The sequence below is a fragment of the Paenalcaligenes niemegkensis genome, assembly GCF_022230885.1.
Classification (GTDB): Bacteria; Pseudomonadota; Gammaproteobacteria; order Burkholderiales; family Burkholderiaceae_B; genus Paenalcaligenes; species Paenalcaligenes niemegkensis.
This window is the reverse complement of record NZ_JAKGCT010000004.1, coordinates 357,501-371,197: the sequence shown is the minus strand read 5'-3', so window position 1 is coordinate 371,197 and position 13,697 is coordinate 357,501. Positions and strand designations below refer to the sequence as shown.

The window sequence follows — 13,697 nt, the reverse complement described above, 5'->3', positions numbered from 1 at the left end:
CCTGTAACCCTCCAGTAAAATCACTAAAGGGCCTATTATCGCATTTATTGCTCTACAGGAGCCGAAGCCTGCTTCACCTCGTCGGCCGTTTCGGGTAGTTTCCAGCCTCCACCGAGGGCTTTATAGAGTTCAATGCGATTTAACAATGACTCCAGTCCCACCTGAATTCCGATTTGCTGGGCGCTGTACAAATTGATTTCAGCCGTTTGCACCTGGAGAAAACTGTCTATCCCGGTTTCATAACGTAAATTGGCGGTATTCAGGCTTCCATTGGCCGAGCTGATCATCGCGCGCAATGCATCCAGCTGCTGGCTGTAAGTGGCTTCGCCCGCCAAGGCATCGGCTACTTCTCTGAATGCATTCTGTATGCTTTGCTCATACTGGGCCACCGCGATATTGTTACGGGCTTCTGCAATGTCCAGTCCGGACTGTACGCTTCCACCGGTAAAGATAGGCATGGAGATTTGCGGGGAATATTGCCAAAACCGGTGTGATGAGCCAAACAGATTCGTGAGCGACGGACTGGCAAAACCCAGCAAACCCGTAATGGAGATAGAGGGGAAGAAAGCCGCGCGTGCCGCACCGATATTGGCATTGGAAGCACGTAAGGCATGCTCGGCCGTTATCAGATCTGGACGGCGCTGCAACAGATCGGAAGGCAGTCCCACGGGAATGTCATTAACCAGCTGCTCAGGACCAAACGATTGTGGTTCAGGCAGATCGGTGGGCAATTCGGTACCGGTAAGCAAGGTCAAGGCATTTAATGCCCGCATTTCATTGCGTCGCGCTTGTTCAAGATCAGCACGTACAGTCTGTAATTGCAAGGTTGCCTGATTCAGCTCCAAAGATGACGCTGTACCAACGTCGTAAGTCAGTTGAACCAAACGCAAGGTCTCACTGCGGCTTTTCTCGGTGTTACGCATCAGCGTCTGCATTTCCTGAGCAGTGCGCAATCGGAAGTAAGCTTCTGCCACCTGCGAAACCACATTGATACGCACGGCGCGTTGAGCTGACTCGGTGGCCAAGTACTGCTCCAAGGCAGCAGCACTTAAATTGCGCAGACGTCCGAAAAGGTCGATTTCAAAGGAGGTCAGACCAATACCCGCCTGGAAGCTCTTACTGACGGATTCAGAATCAGGGCCGCCCACTCGCAAGTCTTCCGGGTAGCGGGTTACTTGCCCGGTAGCACCCAAGCCAATGGACGGGAACTGATCACTACGTACCACTCCGTATTGGGCCCGGGCTTCTTGCACCCGCTCAACCGCAATACGCATATCACGATTATTGTCGAGTGCCAGGGCAATAATGGCCTGCAGCCGCGCATCTTTAAAGAAGTCGGACCAGCCCAACTCCTCAACCACACCTTCGGTATTCGCCGTGACACCATCTGAATAGAGAGGGAAACTTGATGGGATCGGTGCAGCCGGACGCTCATAAGTAGGAGCGAATGAGCACGCACTTAGCAACACAGCCGCACATACGCTGGACAGACTAAATTTCATCGTTGCATTAACCATTATTTCGCCTCGGACGAGGTGGCATGCGCAGCCTTGGCCTGAGCACCGAGCAACTTAGGCTGAACTTTAAACAAGCGCAATATCACCACAAAAAATGTAGGTACAAAAAGTACTGCTAGCGGGGTGGCCGCCAGCATTCCGCCCAGCACACCAATACCCACGGCGTTCTGGCTGGCCGCACCCGCTCCAGAGGAGAGAGCCAAAGGTAGCACACCCAATATAAAGGCAAATGATGTCATCAAAATAGGCCTGAAACGCATACGTGCCGCATCAATAGTTGCTGCGTAAAGATCATCGCCGCGGGCATAAGCGTCCTTGGCGAACTCAACAATTAAAATGGCATTTTTCGCTGACAGACCTATAACCGTAACGATACCGACCTGAAAGTAAACATCGTTAGCCATGCCATTGAATGAGGCCAGCAATACAGCCCCAAGCACGCCCAGCGGTACTGCCAGAATGACAGAAAACGGTATGGCCCAGCTTTCGTACAAAGCAGCCAGCACCATAAACACAATCAAAACCGACAACGCCATCAGAATCGTACTTTGACCCGTCGCCTCTATCTCTTGGTATGAAAGGCCAGTCCACTCAAGTCCGAAACCATTGGGAAGTTCACCTACCAGTCGCTCCATTTCAGCCATGGCCTCACCCGTGGTGTAGCCTGCTGCAGCCTCACCGCCAAGGCGAACGGAAGGGTAACTGTTATAGCGCACCACCTGCACAGGCGCCTGCTCCGGAGCCGCTGTGACGACAGTGCTCAGAGGAACCATCTCGCCTTGCCGGTTTTTTGCGTTAAGCCGCATGACATCTTCTATGTTCATGCGGAACTTATCCTCTGCCTGAACCCAGATATTTTCCACCCAGCCGCTATTGGTGTATTTACCAATGTAAGCCGAACCCAAGGCAGTACTGATAAGTTGAGCTACCTCGTTGAAGTCCAAGCCCTGAATGGCCGCCTTTTCACGATCAATCGTGAGACTCCATTGCTTGCCCGGGCCTAAACCTGTAACACGAGTCTGGTTGAGAATTTCACTTTCATTAGCCAGCCCCAGCAACTGCTGTGTTGCAGCTGACAGCGCATCCTGCCCCAGTCCGCCGCGGTCTTCAAGACGCATATCAAAGCCGGCCGCATTACCCAGCGAAGAAATTGCGGGCGGCACAATGGAAAACACCATAGCATCCGGAAGGCCGAAAAACAGAGCTTTGCTTGCCTCGCCGGAAATGAACTGTGCCGAATCCTCAGGCCCTCGACGATCTTTGAAATCGTTGAGGGTTACAAAGGCAATGGCAGAGTTCAAACCGTTACCGTTAAAGCTAAACCCTTGAACTGTGATCAAATCTTTGACCTGTGGCTTGCTGCCGAAATACCCCTCTACCTGCTGAATGATTTCCAGGGTTCGGTTCGCCGTTGAGCCAGCTGGCAGTTCGATGTTGGCCAGCGCAAAACCCTGATCCTCTTCGGGCAGGAAGGCGGTAGGCATGCGCATATACATGAAGCCCAGCAGGGCGACCATCAAGGCATAGACGAGCATCATACGGCCGGTGGCTTTCAGGCTTTTGGTGATCCAGCCCTCATAGCCATTGGTGATACGTCCAAAAACCCGATTAAACCAGCCAAAGAAGCCGCGCCGTTCTTGAGTGTGCATCCCTTTGGGAATGGGTTTCAGAATGGTCGCGCACAGTGCCGGCGTGAAACTCAGTGCAAGGAACGCAGAGAATGCAATTGAAACGGCCATGGCGACAGAGAACTGCCGATAGATAACCCCCACTGAACCGGACATAAATGCCAAGGGTAGAAACACCACCGTCAACACCAGCGTAATCCCGACAATGGCGCCTGTAATCTGAGGCATCGCCTTTCGCGTAGCCTCTTTAGGAGACAGCCCTTCTTCAGCCATGATCCGCTCGACGTTCTCAACCACCACAATGGCGTCATCGACCAAAATACCGATTGCCAATACCATGGCAAACATGGTGAGCACGTTGACAGAGAACCCCATCGCGTTCATAACGCCGAGAGCTCCCAAGATAGCGACAGGAACAACCAGGGCAGGAATAATCGTATAACGTATATTCTGCAAGAATACATACATGACGATAAACACCAGCACCATCGCTTCCAGCAAGGTCGCTACCACCTGCTCGATAGAGGTTTGGATGTAGGGCGATGTATCATACGGAATGGAGTAACTGACCCCGGGGGAAAAACTCAGCCAGCTCGTCCATCTGAGATTTAATGCCTTCAGCCGTGGCCAGCGCGTTGGCATCGGGCGCCAGGGAAATAGCGAAGGCGGCAGTTGTCTTACCATTCAGACGTGCGCCAAACTGGTAGTTATCGGCCCCTACTTCCACCCGCGCCACATCAGAAACCCTGACCATAGACCCGTCGGGGTTCGAGCGCAGAATAATATTTTCAAATTCGCCTGCCGTACGCAACTGCCCGTTCACGACTATAGGCGCCGTGACACGTTGACTGCCCGGATTAGGCGGCGACCCCAGGATCCCCCTGAAATCAAGACGTTTTGATTGGCAACCGCGGCATTAACTTCGGCCATGCTGATCTTATAGCTAACCAGCTTTTCAGGATCCACCCAAATACGCATCGCCCGTCCTGCGGCGAACAGTTGGAACTTACCTACGCCGGGAACCCGTGAAATGGTGTTTTGAACGTTGCGCTTGATATAGTCGGCCAATTCAGTTTGATCGCGACTTCCATCCTCGGAGGACATGGCCACGACCAGCAAGAAGCCAGTGTTGGCCTGCTCGATTTTCAAGCCCTGCTGCACAACCGCGGCCGGCAACGTGGCCTGCACATTAGCAACACGGTTCTGTACATCCACCTGAGCCAAGTCTGGATCGGTGCCGGGTTCGAAGGTGGCCGTAATCTGAGTCTGCCCATAGGAATCGCTGACCGACTCATAATAGAGCAGGCCCTTGGCTCCGTTCAGCTCGTTCTCGATAACACTGGCGACAGAACTCGCCACGTCATCAGCCGAAGCACCAGGATAGGTTGCAGAAATAGTAACCGAGGGTGGCGCTACCTCTGGGTATTGTGAAACGGGCATCGTCGGTAACGAGATGAGCCCCAATAACGTAATACCTAGCGCTACCACCCATGCAAAAATGGGACGTTCAATAAAAAACTGTGGCATCGTATCTACTCGGTTGCAGAAGCGTTGGCGGCATCAGAGCTGGAGTCAGCGGCCTCTGGTACGTCGGCAGCTGCTGAAGGGTCAGCACTTCCAGGCGCCCCGTCCTGTCCCTGGGCCGCTTCATCATCTTTCCAGGGCTTGGGCTCTACCGGAGATCCAGGACCAATTTTCTGAAAGCCTTCGACAATAACCTGGGCACCAGACTCCAGACCCTGTGTAACGATGATACGGTCACCATAATTGGCACCGACCTGTACCGGTACGGCCGCCACAACCCCTTCATTGACCACCATTACCGAAGTGGCCCCTGAACTTGAGTACTGAATTGCCTGTGTAGGTACCAACAGGGCATTTTCATCCACGCCCTGGTCAATGCGTACACGTACAAACATTCCTGGCAACAACAGATGATCCGGGTTCGGGAACTCGGCGCGCAGGCTAACTTGCCCTGTACCCGGGTCTACTGCCACACCCGAGAATAGCAGGCTGCCAATTTCGTCATAGGTTGTGCCGTCGTCGAGCAAGGCGCGTACTTTTGCCCCGTCAGCGTCTTGCTTGATTTTTCCTTCAGCTACGGCTTTGCGAAGGCTGTGCAATTCGCTTGCAGGACGGGTCACATCAACATAGACGCGATCGAGTTGCTGGACAGTAGCCAAGTGAGTGCCTTCAGTGGAGCTGACCAGTGCACCCTCGGTAATTTCCGAGCGGCCAATACGTCCGGAAATAGGCGATACAACTTTGGTGTAGCTTAAATTGATTTCAGCCGCTTTCAAATTGGCGCGCGCCGCTGTAATTGCCGCTTGCGCCTGGGCATTTCGCGCCATCGCATTTTCGTACTCCTGTCGGCTCACAGCATTTTCCTTGATCAAGCGTGTATAACGCTCTGATAAGGATGCTGATACTTTGGAGTCGGCTATTGCATTTTCTACCTGGGCTGCCAATTGATCGCGCTGAGCTTCATATGTATCCGGGTCAATGCTGAAAAGCAGCTCTCCCTCTTTAACATCACTGCCTTGCTGAAAATTGATTTCATCTACAATGCCGGTGACACGAGCACGAATTTGTGCCTCTTTAATGGCTTCGACACGGCCTGGCAATTCCGCAAACAACGTAGTTGGCTGCGACTGTACGGTTACTACACTCACAGGGAAGCCTGGTGCTTGGGCTTGCTGCTCATCGGGCTTATCGCTGCATGCCACGAGTAAGACCACACTAGATAACAGTACAACTCGTAGCGGGTGCCACGCCTTGGGGCGGGAAATAGGCATGAAAAACTCCTGGGATTTCAATATTCAGCAAAGACTGTAATTTTAATACTGCACCATACCGTACCGCACAGTCACAAGGCGCAGCTTTAAATTAATTAAATAAAATTAATAGAAGCTAATAACGATTAATAAAACGACAACAGCGAATCTTCAAGAAGCGGGTAATCAAATGGGAATCAACTAAGCAATAGCGCATCGTCATCGATTTGCTCTCCCCGAACTTTCTCGAACATGTGTAATAAGTCAGTGACTTCCATGCCTTTACGCTCGTCGCCGCTAACATCCAGTACGACCTGACCCTGATGCAGCATTACTGTACGCTCGCCAACATCAAGGGCCTGGCGCATACTGTGGGTCACCATCATAGTGGTTAAGTGACCTTCAGCCACGACTCTAGCCGTCAATTTCAACACAAAATCAGCCGTTCGTGGATCCAGCGCAGCGGTGTGTTCATCTAACAACAGGATGCGTGAAGGCCGCATTGCCGCCATCAGCAGGCTGACTGCCTGTCTTTGTCCGCCAGAAAGTAAGCCAATGCGGTCGGTAAGGCGGTTTTCCAGGCCTAAGCCCAGTGTCTCCAGCCTGGACTTAAACTCGTCGCGCATTGCCGTTTGTACCGCCCGTCGCAAGCCCCGGCGCTGACCCCGATTTGAGGCCAAAGCCAGATTTTCTTCAATAGTCAGATCTTCACACGTACCAGCCATTGGGTCCTGAAATACGCGCGCAACCAAATCGGCTCGTTTCCAGACGGATTGCCTGGTGACATCGTTGCCATCAATAACAATGGCCCCTTCGTCGACCTCCTGATCGCCAGAGACGGCATTCAAAAAGGTGGATTTTCCCGCGCCGTTAGACCCAATGACAGTTACAAACTGCCCTTTGGGAATCGACAGAGACATGCCGCGCAATGCCCGTGTCTCGATCGGCGTGCCAGGGTTGAATGTAAGATGAAGGTTTTGTGCATTCAACATAATCAGTTCTTGATTTTTTGGGCCGTAGCCTACGCTTAATTAATGGAATGACCAGCGCGAACGTAACCAGTAACGCCGTGACCAGATTCAGGTCTTGAGCCCCTAAACCGATGAAATCGGCATTCAATGCCAGGGCAATGAAAAAACGGTAGAGAATCGCACCAATAATTACAGCCAAGGTTGCATAGATCAAACGACGCGAGGGCAATATGCTCTCGCCTACAATCACAGCGGCCAGGCCTATTACGATGGTTCCAATGCCCATAGAGATATCTGCGTTGCCGTTGGATTGCGCATACAGAGCACCACCCAGTGCCACCAATGCGTTCGAAATACCCATGCCCAGCAAGGTCATTGCACCTGTAGCCACCCCTTGCGAGCGAGCCATGCGCGGATTCGAACCCGTTGCGCGCATAGCGAGGCCTTTTTCGGTTGAGAAAAACCAGTCAAGCAGCAGTTTTGCCACCACAACCACTACCAGCATGACTATAACCTTGAATTTGTAGTCTTCCAGGCCGTCCGGCTGCAATATCGAGAATACTGTGGGTTCGGAGATTAACGGAACGTTCGGTTTGCCCATGATCCGCAAGTTGATGGAATATAAGGCGATCATCATCAAAATGCTCGCAAGCAAATCCATGATTTTCAGCTTTACATTCAGCCAGCCCGTTATCATACCGGCTATGGCCCCGGCGCCCGTTGCGACTATCGTAGCCAGAAACGGATCAGTACCATTGCTAATCAGAACAGCCGCACAGGCACCGCCCAGAGGGAAGCTGCCATCAACAGTTAAATCGGGAAAGCGCAGTATTCTAAAAGAAATCAATACGCCGAGCGCTACCAGAGCAAATATCAAACCTAGCTCTAGTGCGCCATAAAGTGAATATTCAGACATACAGGGTCGGGATAAGAAAACCACGAGCGGTGCCATTACAGCACCGCGAAATTCGCCTTTTGAGCGTTATTGAATAACTTTAGCTGCCGTTTCTATAAAGGCATCGTCAAGTTTGACCCCCTGCTTCTCGGCGGCGCCGGGATTCACGTATAACTCGAGCTTATCGCTGGTTTCAGAGGCAATATCACCAGGCTTCTCTCCTTTCAGGATACGCACCACGATGTTACCCGTTTGCAGCCCCAGATCGAAATAGTTGACGCCCAATGCTGCAATGGCCCCGCGGCTAACGCTGTCGGTGTCAGAGGCAATTAAGGGAATCTTGGCGTCATTGCCTACTTTAACCAGCGACTCGTATGCGGACACTACGTTGTTGTCGGTGTTGGTGTAGATGACATCGACTTTACCCACTAGGCTACGGGCCGCTGCACCTACGTCTACCGTGCGGGCCGCGGTCGCTTCAATCAGGTTCATGTCCTGGGCAGAAAGCAACTCGCGCATACGTTCCACCACCACCGCCGAGTTTGCTTCACCCGGGTTATATACCATGCCTACATTTTTGGCGGCAGGCACAATTTGCCTGATGAGCTCTACCTGCTTTTCGAGGGCAAGCGCATCAGATACGCCAGTGACATTGGTTCCGCTCGCTTCAAAGCTGCTGACTAACTGCGCAGCAACTGGATCGGTTACTGCCGAGTAAACCACCGGAATGGACTTGGTTGAAGCAACCACAGCCTGCGCCGAAGGTGTAGATATGGCTACGATAACGTCGGATTTATCGCCTACAAACTTGCGCGCTATCTGTGTGGCAATGGCTGTGTTTCCCTGGGCTGTCTGAAATTGCCACTTGAAATCCTGGGTATCGGTATAACCCGCATCTTCAAGCGATTTTTTAACGCCGTCCCGTATGGAGTCTAGTGCCGGATGTTCGACAATGGACGAGACTGACACCGTCTGGGCGCCTACAAGTGTAGAAGCCAGCAAACTGACCGAAGTAAGCAGCCCCGCCAACAGCTTAGTAGTATTCGTTAACTTCATTCGAAGCTCCTGGGAATATTTGAGTGCAATCATCATTGCATCGAGTTGTTAGTCTAACTATTCGCTTGAAGGGATTCGCCAAGGGATATCCCTGTTACTACCGGGCGATTGTAATCGCAGTAGGACCAGATCGTGTAGATAATAGCGTTTTTACCCAGCGACGGGCGGGGAGCTTGAAATCGCGCTGCACGGAATCCGCCCTATCCAATAACTGCTGAGTGGTGGTTTCCAGGCCGCGGCCTTTAAAGGCAAGCACCACCGTATTTCCCTCTTCTATCTCGGGCAATACCAATACCTGGCCTTTAAAAATTTCGCGAATATTCGTCAGATTACGCTCGAAGCTTGGGTGAGAACCAAATAAGTTGATGCTGGCAATCCCGTGGTCCCCCAGAGTGCGGTAACAGCCCTGGTAAAACTCAAGCGAGGAACAGACAGGCCCCTGCGCCCGGGCGTCGTAGAGATCAATCATCATTATCTGGAACTGATCGTAGTTTTGCGGGTTTTGCACCCACTCTTGCGCATCAGCCTGCTCCACACAGGACCTTTCATTTTCCGGAAGCCGGAAAAATGCCCTGCACATCGCTATAACCTGCGAGTTGATTTCCACCGATGTTAACTGGCTGGGTGTATTACGCATGCAGAATCTGAGCAAAGAGGCAGAGCCCAGCCCTAGAAAGGCTATGTGATCAGATTCATGTGCTTCATGAAACAATAGCCAGCTCATCATTTGCTGAGTGTAGGTCAGCACAAGGTCATGTGGCTTGGAAAGACGCATTGCCCCTTGAATCCAGGGCGTACCAAAATGCAAATAGCGTATTCCATCTTGCTCGGAAAGCGTCACATCATCAGCCTCATATAAGGCATCTTCATCGTCATCTGGATACATAAGGTACAAAAAATAGCGCAGCTGCCGAGCTGACTTTGCTCTCAGCAACTGCATGCAAAAATAGAAAAACTCAAGCAATGCGTATTTACGCAACACGCTCGAAAATAGCAGCAATACCCTGGCCACCGCCAATACACATGGTTACCAACGCATGTCGTCCACCTATACGCTTGAGTTCGTGCAAGGCCTTAACAGTAATGACGCATCCTGTCGCACCAATAGGATGGCCCAGACTGATACCACTTCCGTTAACGTTCACTTTGCCGGGGTCCAGACCCAATTCTTGATTAACCGCACAAGCCTGAGCAGCAAAGGCTTCGTTGGCTTCGATAACATCAATATCATTAAGATCTAGCTGAGCCCTGATAAGCGCTGCCCTTACTGCCGGAACCGGTCCTATACCCATGTACTTTGGGTCAACCCCGGCATGAGCATAAGCCACCAATCTGGCCATAGGCGTGAAGCCACGCTTTTCAGCCTCAGTGGCGGACATCAGCAACACGGCTGCTGCCGCGTCATTCAAGCCCGAGGCATTTCCGGCCGTAACTGTACCATTCTCTTTTATGAATATGGGTGATAACGACTTCAAAGACTCAGCCGTGGCACCAAAACGCACGTGCTCGTCCACATTAAATACATCTTCGCCCTTACGCGTCTTACGCAATACAGGCACAATTTGGCCCGCAAACAGCCCGTTCTTTATTGCATTCTCAGCTCGTAGCTGTGACTCCAGGGCGAGTGCATCCTGTGCTTCGCGACTAATGGAAAACTTCCTGGCGACATTTTCAGCAGTAACGCCCATATGGATTTTATCGAAGGGGTCTGCCAAGGCACCGGTCATCATATCAACCAGCACACTATCGCCCATTCTGGCTCCCCAGCGATGACTACTACTTATATAGGGGGCACGGCTCATGGACTCTGCCCCGGCAGCAATCGCAATGGTAGTGTCTCCCACCATGATGGCCTGTGCGGAAGAAACAATCGCCTGCAGCCCTGAGCCGCACAGTCGATTGACATTAAACGCCGGTGTTGCAAAGGGAATGCCAGCCTGCACCGCCGCTACCCGTGACAGATACATATCCCGGGCTTCGGTATGAATCACTTGCCCCATTACCACATGTCCAACCTGATTAGCCTCAAGCCCCGAGCGATCCAGTACGCCTCTGATTACCGTTGCACCCAGGTCAGCAGGCGGGACGTCTTTTAGCGACCCTCCAAACGTTCCTATTGCAGTTCTGCATGCCTCCACCACTACAACCTGTTCCATAACGATGCTCCTTTACGCCTGTGGATTGACCATAATGCGATAATAGCAGGCCTGGAAGTAGCGATATGCATCGTCCAAAACAAAACGCGCAGCCAAATGGCTGCGCGTTGAGTAATCGAGTGTCCTGACCTTAGCTTTTAGCAGTTTCCTTTTTACGATCTTGCTGATCTTCTGCTTCAGGGCGCTCTTCCGACTTCGCTTCGCGAGTTTCGGGGGCGACCCAGTTTAATGGTTCAATATCAAGGACCTGTCTACGACGAGTTGGTCGTTTAGTGGCCATGTCAACATTCTCCTGCTGGCATCGACTAAGGGGCACCCCACGCGCCCCACACCAGAACCACCATACACGCATAAAACAAAAAAGTCAATAGTGACAATAACTTAGCCTCAAAATCCAGAATCCCCATGCATAGTAAGCAGTAGGGAACTCCGGGCAATCGCTATCCACACGCGCTCTTAACACTGCATAGGGTGAGTTATGATAGAGAGCTAAATTCGGTTCGCTAATGCGGCATAACGCTTATATGCCCCACTGTTGCTAACGAACTCCGACTAAATTCTGATGTTGAGTATTGGCTGTGAAATTAACCACCTGGAATGTAAATTCTCTACGTGTTCGCCTCCCGCAAGTTTTGGACTGGTTAGAAGCGAATCCTGTCGATGTATTGTGCTTACAGGAGCTCAAGCTGGCTCACGACAAATTTCCTCTCGATGCTTTCGCAGAGGCCGGATGGAAAGCAGAATGGGCGGGACAGGCAACGTATAATGGCGTTGCTCTGATCAGTAAGCTTGATGCCAGCCACGTACAGCGAAATCTGCCTAATTACGATGACCATCAGCAGCGCATCATTGCCGCCACTTATCAAACTGATGCAGGGCCAGTGCGTGTCATCAATGCCTACTGCCCCAATGGACAGGCTTTAGATAGTGACAAATACGTCTATAAACTTGAATGGTTTATGGCTTTACACGATTGGTTAAAACTCGAACTGGAAACTTACCCCCAACTGGTCATTTTGGGAGACTATAATATTGCACCAGCCGATGAAGACGTACACGACCCGAAGCGCTGGGAAGGAGAAGTTCATGTCTCGGAGCCTGAACGCGCAGCGCTTAGCAAGCTCATCAATCTAGGCTTGCATGATTCGTTCAGACTGTTTGAACAGCCCGAAAAATCATATACGTGGTGGGATTATCGCCGGATGGCCTTTCGCCGAAACGCTGGCCTGCGTATTGATCACGCTCTTGTTTCCAGCGCTCTTCTTCCATCGGTACTGGCATGCGACATCGATAAGGCTCCCCGCTCCAACGAGCAGCCTTCGGACCATACCCCCTTACGGTAACCCTAGATCTTTCTCGTCTTAAACAACCCAACTCAAATCTGCTATGACTACGCGAAGCCAGCTTATTGAAATCGTAGAAAACGGTGCTGTTCTTGACATCAACATCGAAGAACACACGGTACGTGCTTATGTCGTCATCAGTGCGCCCGATGTCGATGCGGTGGCCGATATTGTTCCCGAAGAGCGCTTTGAGCACGCCGGAGACATACACGTCATGGCTGTAGCGCACCCCGATGATGCCGCAGCTATCGTAGGCGATGCCCTCTTCAATGTCAGCCCCGACGATACGGTGGTCTTTCTGTGTCATGATGCTGGCACTAAAGATGCCGTGCTGCACGAATTCCTGGGCGCCGACGGCTTGAAGAAACTGCTTAATTAAATCGTTATGCCAGCTTGCTCCCCTTGTGGGCGAGTACGGCTTCTTGCTATGCTCTCAAGCCACCCACTTTTAATAATAAAATCATGACTACGTCATATCCCGGTAATATTTTTATGGTGGTTGCACCCAGCGGCGCTGGAAAATCCAGCCTCGTGAATGCACTACTTGAGAAAGACGACGACATTCTATTGTCGATCTCATGCACGACGCGCTCGCCCCGGCCTGGTGAAACCGCCAATAAACACTACCATTTTGTCTCTGTGGACGAGTTCAAGCAGCTGCGTGACGAAAATAATTTATTGGAGTGGGCAGAGGTGCACGGCAATTTCTACGGTACGCCAGCACCACCTATTCGGGCAGCGTTAAACGAAGGTAGAGATGTGCTGCTTGAAATCGACTGGCAAGGCGCACGGAAAGTGCGCGGGTTTTTTCCTAAGGCTATAGGCATTTTTATCTTGCCGCCGTCAATTGAAGCCTTGGAAAGCCGACTAAAAAGCCGGGGGCAGGACGATCACCAGGTGATTGCCCGTCGCTTACTTGCGGCCGGAGGCGAGATGTCTCATGTATCAGAATGTCAATATGTTATTATTAACAAAGATTTTAACACCGCACTCGCCGAATTAGCATCGGTTGTTCAGTCCAGTCGCCTGGGCATTCGTGAACAAGCTATACGCCATACCGATTTATTCTCTCAACTCGGCATCAGCGCATCCGTTGCAGCTGGTCTGGAATAACCCGTCCTTTTACATCACACAGGTCTTATATATGGCACGTATCACTGTCGAAGATTGCTTAGCACAAATCCCGAACCGTTTTAATCTTACCCTGGCTGCTGCCTACCGCGCGCGCGAACTGGCCCAAGGCCACGAACCACGTCTGGAAAGCCGTAACAAGCCTACTGTTACCGCTTTGCGTGAAATTGCTAGCGGTGATACCGGCCTGGAAATGTTGCGTAAAGTACCTACCTAATTAAGCAAT

11 protein-coding genes and 2 pseudogenes are annotated in these 13,697 nt (G+C 51.6%); 4 read left to right on the top strand and 9 right to left on the bottom strand.

Going from position 1 to position 13,697, the window contains the following annotated elements; genetic code table 11:
- Positions 1 to 44 precede the first annotated feature (44 nt).
- The 9 genes and pseudogenes from L1889_RS05710 to L1889_RS05670 all read right to left on the bottom strand — a co-directional run bounded on the left by L1889_RS05710 (position 45) and on the right by L1889_RS05670 (position 11,277).
- Positions 45 to 1,517 carry an efflux transporter outer membrane subunit gene (locus tag L1889_RS05710; protein ID WP_238664318.1) on the bottom strand — a complete coding sequence of 491 codons (1,473 nt, stop codon included), beginning with the start codon at positions 1,515 to 1,517 and terminating at the stop codon, positions 45 to 47.
- A pseudogene (locus tag L1889_RS05705) lies at positions 1,517 to 4,672 on the bottom strand (multidrug efflux RND transporter permease subunit). Before L1889_RS05705 ends, L1889_RS05710 begins: the two are co-directional and overlap by 1 nt.
- A gap of 5 nt (positions 4,673 to 4,677) precedes the next feature.
- The gene (locus tag L1889_RS05700) at positions 4,678 to 5,940 is read right to left on the bottom strand and encodes an efflux RND transporter periplasmic adaptor subunit (protein ID WP_238664317.1); all 1,263 of its coding nucleotides are present in this window, start codon (positions 5,938 to 5,940) and stop codon (positions 4,678 to 4,680) included.
- 176 nt (positions 5,941 to 6,116) lie between these two features.
- A complete protein-coding gene (locus L1889_RS05695) occupies positions 6,117 to 6,911 on the bottom strand; it encodes an ABC transporter ATP-binding protein (protein WP_238664316.1) in 795 nt (264 codons plus the stop codon).
- Positions 6,912 to 6,924: 13 nt separating this feature from the next.
- A pseudogene (locus tag L1889_RS05690) lies at positions 6,925 to 7,806 on the bottom strand (ABC transporter permease); the annotation flags it as partial.
- A 66-nt stretch (positions 7,807 to 7,872) separates the two neighbouring features.
- The gene (locus L1889_RS05685) at positions 7,873 to 8,841 is read right to left on the bottom strand and encodes an ABC transporter substrate-binding protein (RefSeq protein ID WP_238664315.1); all 969 of its coding nucleotides are present in this window, start codon (positions 8,839 to 8,841) and stop codon (positions 7,873 to 7,875) included.
- A 97-nt stretch (positions 8,842 to 8,938) separates the two neighbouring features.
- The gene (locus L1889_RS05680; RefSeq protein ID WP_308217598.1) at positions 8,939 to 9,841 is read right to left on the bottom strand and encodes a spermine/spermidine synthase domain-containing protein; all 903 of its coding nucleotides are present in this window, start codon (positions 9,839 to 9,841) and stop codon (positions 8,939 to 8,941) included.
- On the bottom strand, positions 9,813 to 10,997 hold the full coding sequence (locus tag L1889_RS05675) for an acetyl-CoA C-acyltransferase family protein (protein WP_238664314.1): 1,185 nt from the start codon (positions 10,995 to 10,997) through the stop codon (positions 9,813 to 9,815). The genes L1889_RS05680 and L1889_RS05675 overlap by 29 nt, the downstream gene beginning before the upstream one ends.
- 130 nt (positions 10,998 to 11,127) lie before the next feature.
- The gene (locus L1889_RS05670) at positions 11,128 to 11,277 is read right to left on the bottom strand and encodes a hypothetical protein (RefSeq protein ID WP_238664313.1); all 150 of its coding nucleotides are present in this window, start codon (positions 11,275 to 11,277) and stop codon (positions 11,128 to 11,130) included.
- Between the two features lie 298 nt (positions 11,278 to 11,575).
- Here L1889_RS05670 and xth point away from each other — a divergent pair, with 298 nt between their 5' ends.
- From xth to rpoZ, 4 genes are all read left to right on the top strand, one after another.
- Complete coding sequence (gene xth / locus L1889_RS05665) at positions 11,576 to 12,340, top strand: exodeoxyribonuclease III (protein ID WP_238664312.1); 765 nt, start codon at positions 11,576 to 11,578, stop codon at positions 12,338 to 12,340.
- Positions 12,341 to 12,383: 43 nt separating this feature from the next.
- The gene (locus L1889_RS05660) at positions 12,384 to 12,719 is read left to right on the top strand and encodes a hypothetical protein (protein ID WP_238664311.1); all 336 of its coding nucleotides are present in this window, start codon (positions 12,384 to 12,386) and stop codon (positions 12,717 to 12,719) included.
- An 83-nt stretch (positions 12,720 to 12,802) separates the two neighbouring features.
- Positions 12,803 to 13,453: a guanylate kinase gene (gene gmk, locus L1889_RS05655; RefSeq protein ID WP_238664310.1), complete on the top strand. Its 651-nt coding sequence runs from the start codon at positions 12,803 to 12,805 to the stop codon at positions 13,451 to 13,453.
- Between the two features lie 31 nt (positions 13,454 to 13,484).
- The gene (gene rpoZ, locus L1889_RS05650; RefSeq protein ID WP_238664309.1) at positions 13,485 to 13,688 is read left to right on the top strand and encodes a DNA-directed RNA polymerase subunit omega; all 204 of its coding nucleotides are present in this window, start codon (positions 13,485 to 13,487) and stop codon (positions 13,686 to 13,688) included.
- Positions 13,689 to 13,697 lie beyond the last annotated feature (9 nt).